Origin of the sequence: Rhodopila globiformis (assembly GCF_002937115.1) — a bacterium.
GTDB classification, from domain to species: Bacteria; Pseudomonadota; Alphaproteobacteria; order Acetobacterales; family Acetobacteraceae; genus Rhodopila; species Rhodopila globiformis.
Genome location: NZ_NHRY01000048.1, coordinates 1 through 18126, shown reverse-complemented (window position 1 = coordinate 18126; position 18126 = coordinate 1). Strand labels below are relative to the sequence as shown.

General features: G+C 66.7%; 15 protein-coding genes, 1 other RNA gene and 1 pseudogene. 6 read left to right on the top strand and 11 right to left on the bottom strand.

Going from position 1 to position 18126, the window contains the following annotated elements:
- Positions 1–21 precede the first annotated feature (21 nt).
- Positions 22–546: a UGSC family (seleno)protein gene (locus tag CCS01_RS35660; protein ID WP_273701403.1), complete on the top strand. Its 525-nt coding sequence runs from the start codon at positions 22–24 to the stop codon at positions 544–546.
- A gap of 32 nt (positions 547–578) precedes the next feature.
- Here the strand turns inward: CCS01_RS35660 and CCS01_RS03590 are convergent, their stop codons facing one another.
- Complete coding sequence (locus tag CCS01_RS03590; protein WP_146101549.1) at positions 579–2135, bottom strand: tetratricopeptide repeat protein; 1557 nt, start codon at positions 2133–2135, stop codon at positions 579–581.
- A gap of 555 nt (positions 2136–2690) precedes the next feature.
- Between CCS01_RS03590 and CCS01_RS03585 the strand changes: the two genes are divergently transcribed.
- Positions 2691–3989 (top strand): aromatic ring-hydroxylating dioxygenase subunit alpha, encoded by a 1299-nt coding sequence (locus CCS01_RS03585; RefSeq protein ID WP_104517456.1) that lies wholly within the window; start codon positions 2691–2693, stop codon positions 3987–3989.
- Between the two features lie 310 nt (positions 3990–4299).
- Here the strand turns inward: CCS01_RS03585 and CCS01_RS03580 are convergent, their stop codons facing one another.
- Complete coding sequence (locus tag CCS01_RS03580) at positions 4300–5511, bottom strand: CaiB/BaiF CoA transferase family protein (protein WP_104517455.1); 1212 nt, start codon at positions 5509–5511, stop codon at positions 4300–4302.
- A gap of 119 nt (positions 5512–5630) precedes the next feature.
- On the opposite strand from CCS01_RS03580, the gene CCS01_RS03575 reads away from it, so the two are divergent.
- A complete protein-coding gene (locus tag CCS01_RS03575) occupies positions 5631–6863 on the top strand; it encodes an MFS transporter (protein ID WP_158258210.1) in 1233 nt (410 codons plus the stop codon).
- Between the two features lie 18 nt (positions 6864–6881).
- On the opposite strand, the gene recR is transcribed toward CCS01_RS03575, so the two are convergent.
- The 4 genes from recR to ffs all read right to left on the bottom strand — a co-directional run bounded on the left by recR (position 6882) and on the right by ffs (position 9900).
- Positions 6882–7475: a recombination mediator RecR gene (recR, locus tag CCS01_RS03570; protein WP_104517454.1), complete on the bottom strand. Its 594-nt coding sequence runs from the start codon at positions 7473–7475 to the stop codon at positions 6882–6884.
- A 93-nt stretch (positions 7476–7568) separates the two neighbouring features.
- Complete coding sequence (locus tag CCS01_RS03565) at positions 7569–7892, bottom strand: YbaB/EbfC family nucleoid-associated protein (protein WP_104517453.1); 324 nt, start codon at positions 7890–7892, stop codon at positions 7569–7571.
- Positions 7889–9745 (bottom strand): DNA polymerase III subunit gamma/tau, encoded by a 1857-nt coding sequence (locus tag CCS01_RS03560; protein WP_104517452.1) that lies wholly within the window; start codon positions 9743–9745, stop codon positions 7889–7891. The genes CCS01_RS03565 and CCS01_RS03560 overlap by 4 nt, the downstream gene beginning before the upstream one ends.
- 58 nt (positions 9746–9803) lie before the next feature.
- Positions 9804–9900: signal recognition particle sRNA small type (ffs, locus tag CCS01_RS03555), an RNA gene on the bottom strand.
- A 168-nt stretch (positions 9901–10068) separates the two neighbouring features.
- On the opposite strand from ffs, the gene CCS01_RS03550 reads away from it, so the two are divergent.
- The gene (locus CCS01_RS03550; protein ID WP_104517451.1) at positions 10069–11154 is read left to right on the top strand and encodes an LLM class flavin-dependent oxidoreductase; all 1086 of its coding nucleotides are present in this window, start codon (positions 10069–10071) and stop codon (positions 11152–11154) included.
- A 1200-nt stretch (positions 11155–12354) separates the two neighbouring features.
- Here CCS01_RS03550 and CCS01_RS03545 read toward each other — a convergent pair.
- From CCS01_RS03545 to CCS01_RS35970, 3 genes and pseudogenes are all read right to left on the bottom strand, one after another.
- The gene (locus CCS01_RS03545; protein WP_104517450.1) at positions 12355–12876 is read right to left on the bottom strand and encodes a hypothetical protein; all 522 of its coding nucleotides are present in this window, start codon (positions 12874–12876) and stop codon (positions 12355–12357) included.
- Positions 12877–12951: 75 nt separating this feature from the next.
- Complete coding sequence (locus CCS01_RS03540) at positions 12952–14541, bottom strand: ABC transporter substrate-binding protein (protein WP_104517449.1); 1590 nt, start codon at positions 14539–14541, stop codon at positions 12952–12954.
- Between the two features lie 208 nt (positions 14542–14749).
- Positions 14750–14956 (bottom strand): annotated as a pseudogene (locus tag CCS01_RS35970) (glutathione S-transferase C-terminal domain-containing protein); the annotation flags it as partial.
- Between the two features lie 151 nt (positions 14957–15107).
- On the opposite strand from CCS01_RS35970, the gene CCS01_RS35655 reads away from it, so the two are divergent.
- Both CCS01_RS35655 and CCS01_RS03535 read left to right on the top strand, forming a co-directional pair.
- Positions 15108–15242 (top strand): hypothetical protein, encoded by a 135-nt coding sequence (locus CCS01_RS35655; RefSeq protein WP_275112877.1) that lies wholly within the window; start codon positions 15108–15110, stop codon positions 15240–15242.
- Between the two features lie 7 nt (positions 15243–15249).
- Positions 15250–15918 carry a YggS family pyridoxal phosphate-dependent enzyme gene (locus CCS01_RS03535; RefSeq protein ID WP_104517448.1) on the top strand — a complete coding sequence of 223 codons (669 nt, stop codon included), beginning with the start codon at positions 15250–15252 and terminating at the stop codon, positions 15916–15918.
- Positions 15919–16190: 272 nt separating this feature from the next.
- On the opposite strand, the gene CCS01_RS03530 is transcribed toward CCS01_RS03535, so the two are convergent.
- The gene (locus CCS01_RS03530) at positions 16191–16514 is read right to left on the bottom strand and encodes an NIPSNAP family protein (protein WP_104517447.1); all 324 of its coding nucleotides are present in this window, start codon (positions 16512–16514) and stop codon (positions 16191–16193) included.
- A gap of 504 nt (positions 16515–17018) precedes the next feature.
- Positions 17019–17429, bottom strand: a complete 411-nt coding sequence (locus CCS01_RS03525; protein ID WP_104517446.1) for a MarR family transcriptional regulator — start codon at positions 17427–17429, stop codon at positions 17019–17021.
- Between the last annotated feature and the right edge of the window lie 697 nt (positions 17430–18126).

Sequence of the window (18126 nt, the reverse complement as noted above, 5' to 3'; positions counted from 1 at the left end):
ACTGACAACGGGGAGCAGGCGATGGGTTTCCAGGTGCTCGATCCGACGCACGAGAAGGCGCCGCCGCTGGGGCAGCCGGCAAAGCGGCCGGGGTCGCTGCGCGGGAAGACGGTCGGGATCATTTCCAACGGCAAGGAGGGGACGAAGGGGTATTTTGCCCACCTCGACCGGATGCTGCGGCAGGAATTCGGCGTGGCCGACGTGGCGATCCGGGTGAAGTCGAACTACAGCGCGCCGGCGGATGCCTACATCGTGGGGGAAATCGCCAACTGGGATGCGGTGGTGACCGGCATCGGCGACTGAGGCAGCTGCTCGTCGTGCAGTCTGCATGACTCCATTGTGGCGGAACGTCTGGGGGTGCCGGCGGTCGCGGTGATGACCGAGCGGTTCGTCAGCGCGGCGGAGCTGATGAGCCGCGTGCTGGGGATGCCGGGCTATGCGTTCGCGGTGATCGCGCATCCGGTGAGCAGCGCGACGGATGCGGACCTGGCGGAGCGGGCTCGGGTGACGATTGCGCAGGCGCGGGGGTTGTTGTTGCGGCAGTAGAATGCGGGCTCGAGCAACCGACGGGCGCCGGGTCAAGACCGGGCGGGCTCGGGCGCCCCGGGTCCTTCATCGCACTTGCGCAACTCTGCTTCCGCCACTGGCAGAAACCCCGCCTGATACGTCGTCAGCCGGTTGTTCGCTGCCAGCGCCTTCAATCCATTGACAATCAGGCCCCATCGGCGGCACGCGTCGTCGCCCTGACGCGCGAGCCGCCAGTGTGACCACAGCAGGTCCACGTGCCATCCGGCGTTGCCGGGGTCCTTCTCGGCCAGACGCTGGGCGATGTCGCGGCTCTGGCGGTAGGCGGCGAGCGCCTCGTCGCGCGCGCCCTCGGCCAGCAGGACGTTGCCGCTCCCGATGAGTGACCAGACGGCGTGCCAGCTATCCGGATCGTCCGCGGCGAGCGCGAGCAGCCGGTCGAACCGGGCTTTCGCATTGGCCCGGTCACCGCGATCGTTCTGTATCCAGGCGGCCCAGAGCAGGCTGTCCCGGTCATCAGGGTCCAGCGCGAGGGCTTTCTCGTAATGGTCCAGTGCACGGGCGGGGTCGCGCAGGCCAGCGATGGCGCCCAGATTCCGGTATGCGGCGATGGCGTCCCTGGTGTCCTCGCGGATGCGGGCGGCTTTCTCGTCGGCGACCGATTGCAGAAGCGCCTCGGCCTCGGCGATCCTGTCCTGCGCGAGCAGGTCCAGCGCCCGGGCGAGTCTCGTGTCGCCAGCGTCGCTTTGCCGGGCGATGTCGGTGACGGCGGCGGCGACGGCGCGTTGCTCCATCGGCTGGGACGCCGACTGGGCGAGCAGTTGGCGGACCAGCGCCTCCAGGTTTTCGACCTTGGCGTGGGTATTTTCCACCTTGGCGTGGATATCGGTGGCGATGGCCCGGGTCGCGGCCGTGTCATTTTTGATGTCGCGCAGGGCTTCCAGCAGGGACGGTACGCCCCTGTCCAGAAACGTGGCGATGCGGGCATCCAGCGCGACGATGAGTTGCTTGAGATCGACGAACTCCGCGGCGAAGAAGATCGAGCGGAAGCGCTCGTTGGTTTTCAACGCCTCGGTCACGTATAGTGCCACCATGTCGTACCATGATGGCGCCGGGGCGTCGCCTGTCCGGCCGTAGAAGCAATCCTGAAAGATCGTGGTCGCGCGGCACGCGGTCTGTTGCTCGATGTCGGCCAGGAAGGCGGCTTCGATATGGGCATGAGCCGGCGGCCGACCCGGCGCGGCGCCTTCGGCGGTCGCGTCGATCATGGTGTCCAGGACGTGAGCGATCCGTTCCGGTGTCAGTGACTCCAGGTCGATGGAACCGCTGGTGTGCGGCTTCAGGCGTGCGGACAGGAACGCGGTGATGGCCTCGGCGAAGCACCTGTCGGCCGCATCGACCTCCCGTTCGGGCAGGCGGCCGAGATAGGCGGTATAGGCTTGGCGGACCTTGTCGGCGGCGGTCAGTTCCGCCATCCGAATCTCGAGTAGCAGGTCATGGTTGGCCGGCAGCGGCAAGCGCGCGGCAACGCGGGATTTCAGGGTCCGGCCGGCCGCCTTGACCTTGTCGCCCGCGAAGCCTTCCGCGACGCTGCCGGTGACGGATTTCACCGCATCCCATGCGGCACAGGCGGCAGGCAAAACCAGCACCGATACAGGGTCCACGACCTCACCGTCCGGCTGTTGCGTGGGCTATCGCCGCACAATGCGGTCGCGCCTGCCGGAAAGCAAGCGCAGGATCGCGCTGCCGGTCGCGGAGTCCGCGAGTGGTTTACTGAGGATTCCTGCGACTGGCCTGAAGCGGTGGCAGCCCCGGACCGGCTGGGCGGATTGCCTGCCCGACCCCCGCCAAACCCGCCCGGAACCGCGTCGCGGTCTGGTGTTTCAAGAGTGCGGTAACTCCCACCCGGGCCTCAATCGCGGTAACGAGCGTTGCCGTCGTGATTCAGCCGCGAGCCAGCCGAGCGGGTTCCAGCGGAGTGGGTTACGGACAGGCATTATCAGGCGGATGATGAACGGTCTTGCCCCATCATGCGACGGCAGCGCGACCGTGATTGCCGGATGCTGTGATGGAACTTGTCATCACCTGTCTCGGAGAGTCAGTATCGAACACTATACAAACACTGAAATTTAATTCGATCGCAAAATATATGGGAGGGGCTTGCCATGGTGACCAGGGCTCCGTTCCTGAAGAAACCATACAGTGGCTATCATCATCGCCACGTTCCGGCCGAGGATGCCGAACTCACGCATATCGGCCCCGATACCCCCTGCGGGGAATACATGCGCCGCTTCTGGCAGCCGGTCTGCTATTCCGATGACCTCAGGGACCTGCCGCTGGCGGTGAAGGTCCTCGGCGAGGATCTTGTGGTGTTCCGTGACGGCCGGGGTGAGGTCGGGCTGCTGGAGCGCCATTGCCCGCACCGCGGCACGTCGCTGGAGTTCGGCCTGGTGGGCGCGACGGGGATCCGCTGCTGCTATCACGGCTGGCTGTTCGACGTGGACGGCACGATCCTGGAGACGCCGGGCGAACCGCCGGACAGTACGCTGAAGCATCGGCTTTGCCACGGCGCCTATCCGGTGCATGAGGCGCACGGGCTGGTGTTCGGCTACATGGGGCCGCCCGACCGGATGCCGGCGTTCCCGCGCTATGACAGTTTCATCCGTCCCGGCTACCGGCTGATGCCCGGGCAGAAGTATTTCTATCCGTGCAACTGGCTGCAGATACTCGAAAACACCATGGATGCGGTGCACACCGCGTTCCTGCACACCATCGTCAGCGGCGCGGTATTCACCGACGAGTTCGGCGTCCTGCCGGAGCTCGACTTTGCCGAGACGCCGATTGGCATCATCTACGTCGCCACGCGCCGTGTCGGCGACAACATCTGGGCGCGCATGGTCGAGAACGTGCTGCCCAATCTCCAGCAGGTCGCGCCGGTGTGGGAGAGCGGCCAGCAGCCGCATCCGTTCAGCGGCCCGATGATGAGCCGCTGGATCGTGCCGCTGGACGACACCAGCACGATGCTGATCGAGTTGCGGCACGTCAGCGAGACGGAAGGCGTTGTCACCCCCGCCTGGTGGGCCGATCGGGGCACCATGCTGCCAGGGCAGATCGCGGCCGGAACGTATGAGGAAAGCCAGCGCCGGCCGGCGGATTTCGAGGCACAGGTGTCGCAGCGGCCGATCGCGGTGCATGGCCTGGAGCATCTGGGGACGACCGACCGCGGCATCACGATGTTCCGGAACCAGATCCGCCGCGGGATCCGGGCGGTGAAGGACGGCAACGAACCGGCTGGCCTGTTCCGCCAGGATGGCGCGGTCATTCCGACCTATTGCAACGACACGGTCGTGACGGTGCCGCCGGCGAAGACGCCCGAGCAGGACCGGAAGCTGCTGCGGGAGACCGGGCGGCGGCTGGCCCGGGGCTATATCGAGGCACCGCCGCTGGTGGCAGCGGCTGAGTAGCCGGCGCGCCGCGATGTGCCCTTTCCACGGCTGGCGCGGACAGCGTCCGCCTGCTCGATGCGCTGGCCGGGACAGGCGTGCCTGCGGCCATTGGCGTCAGAAGAGCGCCGGCCGTTGCCACGACGTCATGGTGGGCACAGGTCCACCACCACGCCTCGCGGCGCTGATCGCGGCAAAGGGCCCGTCAGGGAATAACCGCGTCATTGGATGCGGGGCACCGTCCTCTCCGCGTCATGGCCCACCTTCGCGGACCATGACGCGGGAGGGCCGGTGCGTCCGCTCCGGCGGATCGGTTGTTTCTCTCCAAGCCCTAAACCACCCCCTTCGCCCGCAGTGCCGCCAGCGCCGCCGCATCCAGCCCTAGCCGATCGGCCAGGACCTTGTCGGTGTGCTCGCCGAGCAGCGGCGGCGGCAGGCGGTAGTCGGCCGGCGTCTCCGACAGCTTCACCGGGTTGGCGATCACCTTCACCGTCTGGCCGGAGCCGTGTGCCATCTCCAGCACCATGTTGCGCGCCACCACCTGCGGATCGGCGAACACCTCGGACAGCTTGTTGATCGGCCCGCAGCCGATTTTCAGCGCCTCCAGCCGCTCGATCCACCACGCGGTCGGATGCTGCTGCATCACCGGCGTCAGCGTGTCGGTGACAAGCTGGCGGTTGCCGACGCGGGCGGCGTTGGTGGCGAAGCGCGGGTCCTCCAGCAGGTGGGTCAGTTCGAACGCCTCGCAGAAGCGCTTGAAGGTGGGGTCGTTGCCGATGGACAGCACCATGTGGCCGTCGGCGGTGGGGAACACCTGGTAGGGCACGATGTTGGGATGCTGGTTGCCCAGCCGCGCCGGGTTCTCGCCGGTCGCCAGGTAGTTCATCCCCTGGTTGGCCAGCCAGGCGACGTGCGTGTCCAGCATGCCGATGTCGATCTGCTGTCCCTGTCCGGTCAGGTCGCGATGGCGCAGCGCCGCCAGGATGCCGATGCAGCCGTACAGCCCGGCGAACAGGTCCGCCACCGGCACGCCGACTTTCTGCGGCAGCCCCTCCGGCTCGCCGGTCAGGCTCATGACGCCGCCCATCGCCTGGATCAGGCTGTCGTAGCCCGGCCGCGGGGCATATGGCCCGGTCTGGCCGAAGCCGGTGATCGAGCAGTAGATCAGCCGAGGAAATTTCGCATGCAACTGTTCGTAGCCCAGGCCGTATTTTGCCAGGGCGCCGACCTTGAAGTTCTCCACCAGGATGTCGCAGCCGGCGATCAGCTTCAGCGCGATTTCCTGGCCTTCCTTCTGGGCGATATCAAGAGTGACCGACTGCTTGTTGCGGTTGACGCCGACGAAATAGGCGCTTTCCTGCGTGCCCGGCATGGTGGGCGGCGCAAAACCGCGCGTATCGTCGCCCGCGCCCGGCCGCTCGATCTTGATCACGTCGGCCCCGAGATCGGCCAGCATCTGCACGCAGGTGGGGCCTGCCAGCACGCGGGTCAGGTCGAAAACGCGCAGCCCTTTCAATGGGCCGGTCGGTTCTTGCATGGGCATCTCCTGGGGCGCCGGTTGCTCTCGCCGGTGGTTCGTCGCTAAGGGTTATAGGTCGCTGCCCGACACAAGCAACCGCCCCGGGAAACAGGGGCCGGGGCAGCACCGGGGAGGATGGATGGATGCAACGAGATCCCGCCGCCAGCATCGAGGGCCCACCGTCCTGGCGCGCGGCGCTGCTGACCCTGGCGATCCTGTCGGTGTCCTTCGGCTCGCCGCTGCTGGTGATCGTCGGCCTGCGCGACATGCAGGCGGCGCTGCATACCGACCGCTCGGTCCTCTCCCTGGCCAGCGCGCTGGTGTGGATCGGCAACGGGGTGGGCGGCATCCCGATGGGCTGGGTGGCGGACCGCATCGGCATCCGCCTGACCGTGCTGCTCGGCGCATTATGCATGGCGGGCGGCCTGGCGCTGTCCAGCGTGGGATCGATCTGGGCGCTGCTGGCCGGGCATGGCCTGTTCATCGGCCTGCTGGGCAACGGGGCGATGTATGCGCCGCTGATCGTCTATGTCAGCCGCTGGTTCGACCGCCGGCGCGGCACCGCCATTGCGCTGATCTCATCTGGACAGTACGTCGCCGGGATCATCTGGCCGACGCTGTTCGGTCTGGCGATCGCGCGCTACGGCTGGCAGGCGACGATGCTGGGATACGGCGCCGTCGTGCTGGCAACGGTCCTGCCGATACTGGCGCTGCTGCATCCGTCGCCCGGGTCGAAACCGGCGGAAACCGGGCAGACGGACCGGCCGGAGAGCCACCGGGTGGCCGGCCTGCCGCCGAACCTGGTGATGGGGCTGATCTGCCTTGCCAGTTTCTGCTGCTGCGTGCCGATGGCGCTGCCGTCGTCGCACCTTGTTGCGTTCTGCGGCGATATCGGCATTAAATCCGGCGCGGCGATGATGTCGGTGCTGACCGCCTGCGCGTTCGTTTCGCGCCAGTTCTGGGGCGCCTTCGCCGATCGTTTCGGCGGCTTGCGCACGGTGATGGCGGGGTCGACGCTGCAGATGCTGACCATCGCCGCCTTCATGACCACCCGGAACGAGGCCGCGCTGTTCGCCATCGCGGGCGCCTACGGGCTGGGTTTTTCCGGCATCATTCCGGCTTACTCGGTGGCGATCCGGGACCTGTTTCCGTCGCACGAGGCCGCGTGGCGGCTTCCCACGGTGCTGTTCACCGCGATGTCGGGGATGGCGTTCGGCAGCTGGTTCGCCGGCCGGATCGTCGATGTCTTCGCGTCCTACCGCCCGGCGTTCGCCGCCGGCATTCTGTTCAACCTGATGAACTTGGCGGTGATCGTGTTCCTGGTCAGCCGGACGGTTCTGCGCCGGGATGCCTGGCTGGCCTCGGTCGCGCGATAGATCGCACCCGGTGCGGCGTCAGTTGGCGCGCCGGGTGCGCAGGGCCGCGGCGAGGGTGCCGTCGTCCAGCACGTCCAGCGCGCCGCCCATCGGCACGCCCTGGCCGACGCGGGTGACGGTCACGCCGGTGGGGTGCAACTGGTCGGTCAGCCAATGCGCCGTGGCGGCGCCGTCGACGGTGGCGCCCAGGGCCAGGATCACCTCGGTCACGTCGCCCTCGGTGATGCGGGACAGCAGGGTGGCGACGTTCAGGTCTTCCGGGCCGATGCCGGACAGCGGCGACAGGGTGCCGCGCAGGACGTGATACAGGCCGTGGTACACCATCGCGCGCTCCAGCGCCCACAGGTCGCCGACACCCTCGACGACGCAGATCATCGAGCGGTCGCGATGCGGATCGGCGCAGATCGTGCAGGGGTCCTGGCTGTCGAGGTTGCCGCAATCGGCGCAGGGCCGCACGCGGCGCGCCGCCTCGGTCAGGGCGGCGGCGAGCGGCAACATGCGGGTCTCGGGCTGTTGCAGCATCTTCAGGGCAGCCCGGCGGGCGCTGCGCGGTCCCATGCCCGGCAGCTTCGCCAGCAGGCCAATCAGGTGATCGATCTCGGGTCCGCCCATCAACAGGTTTCAGGTTTCAGGTTTCAGGCGTCAGAGTGGATCAGGACCGCTGTGCCAATCCTCTTCTGACACCTGAGCCCTGATACCTGGCCGCTAGAACGGCAGCTTCATGCCGGCGGGAAGCTGCATGCCGCCGGTGACCTTCTGCAATTCCTCGGCCGAGATAGCCTCGATCTTGCTCTTGGCGTCTTTGTGCGCGGCGACGATCAGATCCTGCAGCATCTCGGCGTCGGCCGGGTCGATCACCTTCGGGTCGATGCTGATGGCGCGCAGCTCGTTCCGGCCGTTCAGCGTCACCTTGACCAGCCCGGCGCCGGCCTCACCGACCACTTCGGTGGTCTCCAGCTTGGCCTGCATTTCCTGCATCTTGCTCTGCATCTGCTGCGCCTGCTTCATCAGGCCGGCCAGGTTCTTCATGTATCAATCTCCATCGGATCTTCGTCGAGGTACTCGGCGTCGGGCGGCGCAAACTCCGGCATGTCGGGAACCTCCGGCACCGTCGCGGGCAGGCCATACGCATCGGCGGTCTTATCATGCACCGTGTCGATGCGCGCCCCCGGAAATGCGTCCAGGATCGCCCGCACCAACGGATGGTCCGCCGCCGCGGTCCGTCGTGCCATATCGGCAGCATTGCCCTGCTCGGCAATGGTCGACTCGCCGGCGGCAGCGGACAGCGCGATGGTCCAGCGCGTGCCGGTCGCCTCGGTCAGCAGCGCCGCCAGCTTCGGCGCCATGTCGCGCGGCGCATCCGGCTCCGGCCGCAGCTCGATCACCGGCGGGGCGAAGCGCACCAGGTGCGCCGAGTGCAGGAGGTGCGCGTGCAGCATCGGCTCCTTGTGTTCCGCCACCAGGGCGACAACCTCGCGGAAGCTGCTCAGCCGCGGCGCCGCAGCGGGGGCCGGCGCGGAGGCCGCCACCGGCGCGCCGTTGGCGACCGCACGCGCGCCACCGCCGCCGTCACCGGCCGGCAGGTCCGGCCCGCCTGTACTGTTGCCTTGGCCGCCGCCGTTGCCGGACAGCTTGCGGACAAGGTCGCCCGGCGTCGGCATGTCGGCGACGTGGCACAGGCGGATCAGCACCATCTCGGCCGCGGCCCGCCGATCGGGGGCGGTTTCGACCTCGGCGACGCCTTTCAGCAGCATCTGCCAGGCCCGCGACAACACCGGCACCGCCAGCCGATCGGCCAGGTCGGCGCCGCGGGTGCGCTCGGCTTCGGGCAGGTCCTGGCTGTGGCGCAGGCCGGGGATGGTCTTCAGCCGGGTCACCGTGTGCAGCAGCTCCAACAGGTCCTGCAGCAAGGTTCCGTGGTCGGCGCCGTGCTCATACGCGCGGTCGGTGACGGCCAGAGTGGCGGCGGGCTTGCCGGCCATCACCGCTTCCATCAGCTCGAACACCGCTTCCCGGTCCGCGAGGCCCAGCATGTCGGCGAGCTGGGCGCCGGTGATCGGCCCTTCCGCCTGGGCGATCGCCTGGTCCAGGATCGACAGCCCGTCGCGGACGGACCCGTCGGCGGCGCGGGCGATCTGCTCCAGCGCCGCGGGCTCGACCGTGACCTGCTCCTTCTGGGCGATGCGGGCGAAGTGCTGCTGCAGTTCCGAGATCCGCACCCGCCGCAGGTCGAAGCGCTGGCAGCGCGACAGCACGGTGATCGGTACTTTGCGCAGCTCAGTCGTCGCGAACACGAACTTCACGTGCGGCGGCGGCTCCTCCAGCGTCTTCAGCAGCGCGTTGAACGCGTTGCGGGTCAGCATGTGGACTTCATCGATGATGAAGACCTTGGTGCGGATCTTCATCGGGCGGGAGCGGCTGACCTCGATGATCTCGCGCACGTCGTCGACGCCGGTGCGGGAGGCGGCGTCCATCTCGAACACGTCCGGCTCGCGCTCGGCCAGAATGGCGACGCAGTTCTCGCAGACGCCGCACGGGTCCGCGGTGGGGCCGCCGGTGCCGTCGGGGCCGATGCAGTTCAGCGCGCGGGCGATGATGCGGGCGGTGGTGGTCTTGCCGACGCCGCGGACGCCGGTGAGCATGAAGGCATGCGCGACCCGCCCGGCGGCGAAGGCGTTGCGCAGGGTGCGCACCATCGTCTCCTGCCCGATCAGGTCGTCGAAGGTGGTCGGCCGGTATTTCCGCGCCAGCACACGGTAGGGTGAAGCATGCAGCGGCTCCGGGACGGGAGGCGACACGGCGCCGCCAAACAGGCCGGGGCCATCGGGCACCGGCGGCGTGTCATCTGGAACGGCAGGATCGTCCTGGAACAGGCCAGACATGAAGGGCGATCACCTGGCCATCGCCCCCGCCGGGGACAGGCTTGGCATGAAAAAACGAGTGGGAGACCGACAAACGACCCGAGCGGTGACCCGTTGCGGCTGCTTCCTTCCGGACCTGACCGGGTTGGCGAGGCGCCCGTCCACCGCCGATCTCCCAGGAGGTGCTTAGCACGGGTCAGGGGGGTGAGGGCAAGGGGGGCGGTACACCCGGATTTATGCACCGATCGTACCGATTAGGGTTGACGGGCGTTACAGTTATGGTCTGCTGTCGGTTCCAGGCGCCCGAGAATGCGCCAGCACAGTCATAACAGGAGGACTACCCCATGGAATTCGGCTACTTCGCGATGCCCTCCCATCCGCCGGAATGCGACCTGAAGGCGGGTGTGGACTGGGATCTGCAGACCATGCGCTGGTGCGACGAACTCGGATACTCCGAGGCGTGGATCGGCGAGCACCATACCTCGCCCTGGGAACCGCATCCGGCGCCGGACCTGCTGGTGGCGCAGGCGCTGCTGCAAACCAAGCGGCTGCGCATCGGTCCCGGCGGCTTCCTGCTGCCGTATCATCACCCGGCGGAACTGGCGAACCGCGTGGCGATCCTGGACCATATGTCCGGCGGGCGCCTGATGTTCGGCGTCGCGGCCTCGGGCCTGCCCAGCGACTGGGCGATGTTCAACGTGGACGGCATGTCTGGCATCAACCGCGAGATGACGCGTGAATCACTGGACATGATCCTGCGGCTGTGGAGCGACGAGCCGACCTTTGACTACAAAGGCAAATATTGGCACGTCACCAAGCCGGAGACGATGTTCCAGTTCCTCAAGCCGCACCTGAAACCGCTGCAGCAGCCGCATCCGCCCATCGGCGTCGCCGGGCTGTCGAAGAACTCCGACACGCTGAAGATGGCCGGCGAGCACGGGTTCCTGCCGCTGAGCCTGAATCTGAATCCGGCCTATGTCGGCACGCACTGGGATGCGGTCGAGGAAGGCGCGAAGCGCACCGGCCGCAAGCCGCACCGGCGGGACTGGCGCATGGTGCGCGAGGTGTTCGTCGCCAACACCGACAAGGAAGCGTTCGAGCTGTCGGTGAACGGCGCGATGGGCCGGATGATGCGGGAATACTTCCTGCCGCTGCTGGGGCAGTTCGGATTCCTGGACTACCTCAAGCATGATCCGTCGGTGCCGGATTCCGATGTCACGCCGGCCTATTGCGCGAAGCACAACTGGCTGGTCGGCTCGCCGGCCACGGTGGCGGAGAAGCTGGAGCGGGTGTACCACGATGTCGGCGGCTTCGGCACCCTGCTGGTGTTCGGCTTCGACTACATCGATCAGCCCGAGGCCTGGCACAACTCGTTGCGGCTGCTGGCCGAGGAGGTGGCGCCGCGGGTGCGGCATCTGATGCCGGAATAGGAGGTAATACGGTTTCCGGGAAAGATTGTCGGTTTCGTCACTCTTCAGGCCACCGCAGGCCGCACCAGGAGTCGCGGGAAAATAGCCGAAATTTTCCGGGAACCGTATGACAGGCCGCCACCCGGCCGGCCGGTGATGGGTTGCCCCGGTATCTTGGCGTCTTGGCGTTGAACAGGAACCGCGCAGCCGCTCCCGGCAGTGCTGGGTGCGCAACACCGGTGGGCGGTGAGGTTGGTTCCGCCGATGAAACGCCAAGACACCAAGTTCATGGCTAGCAATCCGCCGCCACCCGTGATCGAGGACATGACACGGTTCCGGGTTAGAACTGCCGGATCCGTCGCTCCTCAAGCCAACGCAGGCCGCGCCAACTGTTGCGGGAAAACGGCTAAAATTTCCCAGGAACCGTATGATACAGGAGTACTACCGCCAATAGCGGGACATATAAGAGCCTGGCTGACCGAACTCCTCTTGCGGAAGCGGCCGATGGTTTGAACGCCGGCGGCATGGACAGGCTATGTCTGCGTTTCTGCTGATTGAGGGTCATTGGCGGCGGGCGTGCGGGTGGATCGTCCTGACATGTAACCACAGAGGAAAACTGAGGGTCGCGGAGGGCCACAGGGAAGACGTTTGGGCGCTACGCGCGAAGCGCATGACAACCGGCACCGCCGCACCATGAATCGCCCGGCATCGCCGCACGGGTGGACCGGCGACGCTACCCGCCACGACGGCAACACCCGCATCAGCCTGCGCGACATCCCCCTGACGCTCCGCGGCCCTCCAAGGCCCTCCGTTATTCTCCGTGCGAACAGAAATACGCCATCAACCGCGCTGTCCCCACCGGGGGCGCACCATCCCCGACCACGGCCAGGGGCCGGACCAGCAAGCCCACGCCTCAATCCTTCACGCATGCCTCCCGGCACCAGTTTCCACCCAGACAGCAACCGCTCCGGAACTCAAAGCCCAGTTGAATCAAACAGGCTCATAGTTGACCGACCCAGGCTTGATTTCGGCCGCGCTATATAATACGTTTACTGTGTGCCTGGAACGTTGGTTGAGGGGCGGCTTCCTTCAGGCCTAACGGGTACCCCAGCCTGCAACAGCAGGTACCTGCGGATCGCGGGTCAAATTGGGTCGATATGCTCGCGTAAGCGAAACCTGGGGGTGGATCGCGAGGTCCACCCCCGTTTTGCATCCGCCCGGCTATGGTAGTCCCCACAACTTCTCGCTCCGCCGCGTCTGCTCGACAACAAAGCGGAAGCTCTCCGGCTTGCCACCTTTCGGCGGTGCGGCGGCGAGGTAGGCGCTCTCCACGCCAACGACCATCGGACCACACGGTGATCCCGGCATGACCTTCAACCAGACCGCCCACGGCAGCGAAATCCCCGGAACGTTCTCGATCAGCAGCCACTGATAGCCGGGGACCGGAGCCAGCCGGTGCGTGTCGAGGGACTTCACCAGCCCGGGCAGCCGCAGGCTCAGGAACCAGCGGACCGGACAGAAATACCGCACTTCGTCAGGACGGGTGTCATCCGTGATGCGGGCGCCCAGGTCACGCCGGCCGGGTTTGTCGGTGCAGCAATGATAGCTGAACCGGACCCGCAGCGGTATGCTCTGCCTACTGGCGGTAAGCAGCACGCGGTCGAGCGGCTTCAGGTGCGACAGGTCGAAACTGGCGCCGTCATAGCGGGGCTGCTGTTGCCAGAACGGTTCCTGCGGGTTCAACCGGGGCTCCATCACCCAACGTGATGGAGTCTGCTACACCGGCAATGGTTAACAATTCGGTTACGGCACGGCCCTTCAGGTCCGGCGGACGTTCCAGAACACGAACTGCCCCGGAATGATCCCGGTGATGTCCTTCCGGCAGGCGGTGCGGGAGAAATACTGCCCCGTCGGCAGGTAGGGCACCAGGTCCAGCGCCTTGCCCTGCAGGTCCGCCGCGATCTTCTGCTGCGCGGGCAGGTCCGGTGCCTCCAGCCAGGCGTCGATCAGCGCCTGCACCGGGGGCAGGTCCGGCCATCCGAACCACGCCTTCGCGCCATTCGCGCGCAGTGTCTGGTTGGTGACCGGAGTCGTCATGTCCAGCCCGGCCCAGCTGGTGATGAACATGTTCCAGCCGCCGTTCGCCGGCGGCGCCTTGCTGGCGCGCCGCTGCACCAGCGTGCCCCAGTCCATCACCGCGTAGTCCACGTTCATCCCCAGCTTCTGCAGCAGGTCCTGCGCCACCGCGCCCTGCGCCGCCAGCGCCGCCTGGTCGCTCGGCGCCATGAACACGATCCGCTCGCCCTGGTAGCCGGCGTCACGCAGCGCCGTCTTCAGCGCCGGCAGGTCGCGTTTCGGGCCGGTGATGACCTGCATGCCGGCATCGTTCGCCATCGGCGTGCCGGGCGTGAAAACGCCGACCCCGTCGCGCCACAGCGTCGGATCGGTACCGGTCGCTGCGGTCATGAAATCGGCCTGCGACACTGCCTCCAGCACGATGCGCCGCACCGCCGGCTTGTCGAACGGCGGATGCAGATGGTTGAACACGCCGGTGCCGATGATTCCCAGCGGCCTGGAGGCCTCGGTGCGGATCGACGCGCTGCGGTCGAGCATCGGCAGCAGGTCGTTGGGCGGGTTCTCCCACCAGTCCACCTCGGCGTTTTCCAGCGCCGCCGCGGCGATGGCGGGATCGGGCATGACGATCCATTCGACGCGGTCGAAATGGACGATCTTCGGCCCGGCCAGCCAGTCGGGCTCGCCGCCCGGGCGCGGCACGTAGTCCTTGTTGCGGGCGTAAACCACCTTGCTGCCGACGACGCGCTCATTCGCCAGGAAGCGGAACGGGCCGCTGCCGATGACGTCCTTGATCGACTGGAACGGATCGGTCGCCGCCAGCCGCTCCGGCATCACCACCAGCGCCGGCGGGCCGATCTTCGCCAGGCAGTCCAGCAGCAGCTTGAACGGGCGGGTCAGGCGGATGGTGAAGCGGCGGTCGTCCGGCGCCGTCATATCCACCACGCGGGCGAGTAGCGCCTGCCCCATCGGGTCGCGCACCGCCCAGCGTTCGATGGAGGCGACGCAATCCCGGCCACGCACCGGCGTGCTGTCGTGGAAGCGCAGGCTGTCGCGCAGGGTGAAGGTCCACAGCCGCCCGTCGTCCTCCCGCGTATGGCCCTCGACCATCTGCGGCTGCGGCTGGAGATGGCTGTCGATGCCGTAAAGCTGATCCCAGACCATGGTGGCGTGGTAGCGGGTGATGTAGGCCGTGGTCAGCACCGGGTCGATCACCGTCAGATCGGCCTGCGGCACGTAGCGCAGCACCGTCGCAGTGCCGGCTTGCGCCGAGGCGCGGGCCAGGGGCGCCGCCACGGCGGCGGCTGACCCGGCGAGAAAACTGCGTCGCTGCATGGCGGTCTCCTGTGATCAGGGCCAGACGTCAATCCGTGCACCGGAGAGAGCAAGACAAATGCCAGTTGGCATCTGGCGCGGATAGGTTTCCTTGCCATCATGGCTGGGACCTTCGACCGGCCCTGGCGAGGATGCACGGCCAGCGTCAATGCAGGTTAAAATTGCAACGATCTCGCCCGTGCCCGAGAGCCTCCGCCGCGGTCGGTGGTCAAACGACCCTGTCGCCGATCGCTTGCGGACAGGGCTCGGTTTCGCGGAACGATGGCCGCCGGCCCAAATCGTTATAGTAATGAGCGAGATTCGGATGCCTGCCGCACCAGTCGAATTTCGCAAACCGCACCGACAGGTATCCCAGCACCGAGCCGAACGCGATATCGCCCGGGCTGAGCCGATCGCCAATGACGAACGCCGTGTGCCGACGGTGCGCGCCAGGTCGGCGACGCCGCCTTCGATCTTGCGCATCTGCCGGGCGATCCCCTCCTGCTACGACTCGCCGCTGCTGCCGGGGCGTCCGGCGGAGCCGCGGGACGCCTGGAAGCGGCGCTTCCGCGCCGGCGAAGCCGCCGGTGGTTGGCCCCGGCTTCGTCGCCCTGACCCGCGCGGCCTGCCGCGAGAACGACGAACGTGGCCGCATCAGGCGGGCGCTGAACCGGCTGCTGCGCTCGCTCCCGGTGGAAGAGAAGCGGTATCCGGCGTATTGAGGCCGGCATGACCGAAGAGCATACCATTGCCGAGAACCTCCGCCGGGTGAAGGACCGCATCGCCGATGCCGCCCTCGCCGCCGGCCGCCGGCCGGAGGACATCACCCTCGTCGCCGTTTCCAAGACCAAGCCGGCCGAGGCGGTGGCGGAAGCGCTTGCCGCCGGGCAGACGGTGTTCGGCGAGAACCGGGTGCAGGAAGCGGCGGCGAAATTCCCGTCCCTGCGGGCGGCGCACGCCTTGTCGCTGCACATCATCGGCGGCCTGCAGACCAACAAGGCGCGCGACGCCGTGCGCATCGCCGACGTCATCGAGACGCTCGATCGGCCGAAGCTGGCGGATGCGCTGGAGGTGGCGATGGCAAGGGAAGGCCGCGCGCCGAAACTGCTGGTTGAGGTCAACACCGGCGCGGAGCCACAGAAATCCGGCGTCCCCCGGGCCGAAGCCGATGGTTTCATCGATGACTGTCAGAAGCGCTTCGGCAACCTGCTGGCCGGGGTGATGTGCGTCCCGCCGCGAGCCGAGGACCCGCGGCCGCACTTCACCTGGCTGGCCGGCTGCGCAAGGCGCCACGGGCTGGCCACGGTCTCGATGGGCATGTCGGCCGATTTCGAGATCGCCATCGCCTGCGGCGCCACCTGGGTACGTGTCGGCAGCGCGATCTTCGGGGCACGCTGACCGGCGTACCAGCCAGGACAGGGAGGTGACACGCCCGCACAGGCGTAAAAATGGCGGCTGTCGTTGCTATTCCGTCATGCCGGGCGCAGGCCCGGCATCCACGCCTGGAGGTGTTGAAGCGGCAGAACGGCGTGGATGGCGGCCCTGCGGCCGCCATGACAGGAAGGAGCAACCTGCACGTCGCACGCTATTTTATCGCCAATGGGATACGCCCTGCCACGACGGATCGGCAAGAGGCGCCCCCTGTCCTGAGGCTCGAGGGCGACGCCCGGCTATCGCTTGATCGGGGCGAAGGGGGCGGGGGTCATCAGGTTATTTCTTTGCGCGATCAGGTAGCCGGCTTCGGCGTTCTTCTGCAGGTAGACCTGCCAGTCCGGGTCCGCCGCCATGGCCGCCCGTCTGGCGGCCCGGTCCGCTGCATCCTTGTAGACCCAGATATGGACATACGTGTTCACCTCACCTGACTCGGTGACCAGGTACGCCAACGGTTCACCCAGGTGGCGCTTCTGCGGGACAAGCCCGTATTCCTCGTACAGCGCCAGTTGCTTCGCCATGGTGCCGGGCTTGACGGCGTAGGTACGGTGGTCGATCAGCATGATCCTGTTTCCCTTCGGTTGCACGGCGGACGGGCGGCGTGACAGCATCGACCCGGCCGGGAACGAACAAACCGACCAACGCCCCGGCGATTCCGCGGCCGATCAGGCCACCCGCCGGCATCGAAGCCCGCCCGGGAGCGATTGTCCAGGATCGACAAACCTGTCTCGGCGATGACACCTAGCGGACGGCGGCAAGCCGCAGGGCTCGGCTTGCCATGTAGCCGCATGCGAGTGGGCCGCAAACCTGGCTCGCGGCCAGGCCGGATATGAGGCCGAGGCACGATAAAATCGAACTGAATCAGTCCACGTCGTGCCTGTTCATGAAAAATGCAACCACCGCCTTAGCCCGGCAGACGGTATCCGGTTCTCCCGGGCGGGTTCAGCCGCATAGCCACCAGCGCTGCGGCCAAGATCACGTGCAATGTAGCCAATCGAAACATCGCTGCCTCCGAGGTGGCTTGGTCCCTCGGAGCGGCCGGGCCGCGCTTCGCCGCGGCCCGGCTCTCAGTGTGTCGCCCGGGCCGGTTCGTTCCCGGTGCGCTGGCGCGCCTGCGCGGGTTCGGCCGTGATCCGCAGGGTCGAAGCGGCATCGCGCAGGATCGTCCGCATCTCGCGCAGGAACGCCATACCCGTGGCGGTGCGCTGCACCAACACGCTGCGGCGGTCGAGCGGATCGGTCTTGCGGCGAACCAGATCGAATTCCGACAGGCGATCGAGCGCGCGCGTGATGGCCGGCTTCGAGACGCCGAGCTTGGCAGCCAGTCCGCGAACCGTCTGCGCCTCGGTTTCCAGATAGCAGGTCAGGAACACGCCAAGCTGGCGGGCCGACAAGTCTGGACCATCGCGACGCACAAGCTCCACGATAGCGGTTCTGAGGATACCGGCTAGGCCGTCGCTGACTTCGTTTGTGATCATTCTCCTGTACCTTTCATTAAATATGTGACCCCGCTCGGATTTAAACGAAAATCACCGTTGGATAGTTGTCACGCCGCGGAATTCGTGTCTCGTAACGAAGCAGTGTACCAACCGTATTTGTTCCGGTCATTAAGTTTCGATTACATGATAATGCCGTATCCTTGCCAGATGTCAATTTGAATTGAACACGGCGATTTGTATCCGGAATCCCGGGGTTTATAGCCGGCAGCCACAACACAAAAGCGCCATTAATCGAACAATTCAACATGACCTCCGCAACTAAACCGCCCGACAGAGCCCCAGCTGGCCGCCATTTTGACAGTTTTCTCACAGTGCGACGTATCATGGTACTCAATCAAGCCGGCGCATGATCCCTGCTGTCCTCCCGATCCAGACGGGGAACCGCACAGCACAGGCCGGTCAATTGCCCGCACCTTCGTCCTCCGGCCGAATTGCAAGCCTGTATGGTTACTCAGGAAACCGAATCGGCAAACCGAAATAACAGCGCTACAGTGAAATAGTTTCTGTTTCGATCAGTAAATATCCCCCGGCAGAGCCGGGGGCTTTATAGTGTTGGCCGCTCAAAGCGGCCGGGCGGGTCGCTGACGCGGCCCGTTGAGTGTGAGCCGCTCAAAGCGGCAAGCGGGACCGCTAACGCGGTCCCGGGTTCAGTTGGCCACTAAAGTGGCCGGTTCAG

Bases quoted from the DNA above. Each gene is read 5' to 3' on its own strand.
- CCS01_RS03525 (WP_104517446.1), bottom strand. From the start codon at position 17,429: ATGATCACAAACGAAGTCAGCGACGGCCTAGCCGGTATCCTCAGAACC.
- CCS01_RS03565 (WP_104517453.1), bottom strand. From the start codon at position 7,892: ATGAAGAACCTGGCCGGCCTGATGAAGCAGGCGCAGCAGATGCAGAGC.
- recR (WP_104517454.1), bottom strand. From the start codon at position 7,475: ATGGGCGGACCCGAGATCGATCACCTGATTGGCCTGCTGGCGAAGCTG.
- CCS01_RS03550 (WP_104517451.1), top strand. From the start codon at position 10,069: ATGGAATTCGGCTACTTCGCGATGCCCTCCCATCCGCCGGAATGCGAC.
- CCS01_RS03560 (WP_104517452.1), bottom strand. From the start codon at position 9,745: ATGTCTGGCCTGTTCCAGGACGATCCTGCCGTTCCAGATGACACGCCG.
- CCS01_RS03535 (WP_104517448.1), top strand. From the start codon at position 15,250: ATGACCGAAGAGCATACCATTGCCGAGAACCTCCGCCGGGTGAAGGAC.
- CCS01_RS03585 (WP_104517456.1), top strand. From the start codon at position 2,691: ATGGTGACCAGGGCTCCGTTCCTGAAGAAACCATACAGTGGCTATCAT.
- CCS01_RS03575 (WP_158258210.1), top strand. From the start codon at position 5,631: ATGCAACGAGATCCCGCCGCCAGCATCGAGGGCCCACCGTCCTGGCGC.
- CCS01_RS03580 (WP_104517455.1), bottom strand. From the start codon at position 5,511: ATGCCCATGCAAGAACCGACCGGCCCATTGAAAGGGCTGCGCGTTTTC.
- CCS01_RS03540 (WP_104517449.1), bottom strand. From the start codon at position 14,541: ATGCAGCGACGCAGTTTTCTCGCCGGGTCAGCCGCCGCCGTGGCGGCG.
- CCS01_RS03530 (WP_104517447.1), bottom strand. From the start codon at position 16,514: ATGCTGATCGACCACCGTACCTACGCCGTCAAGCCCGGCACCATGGCG.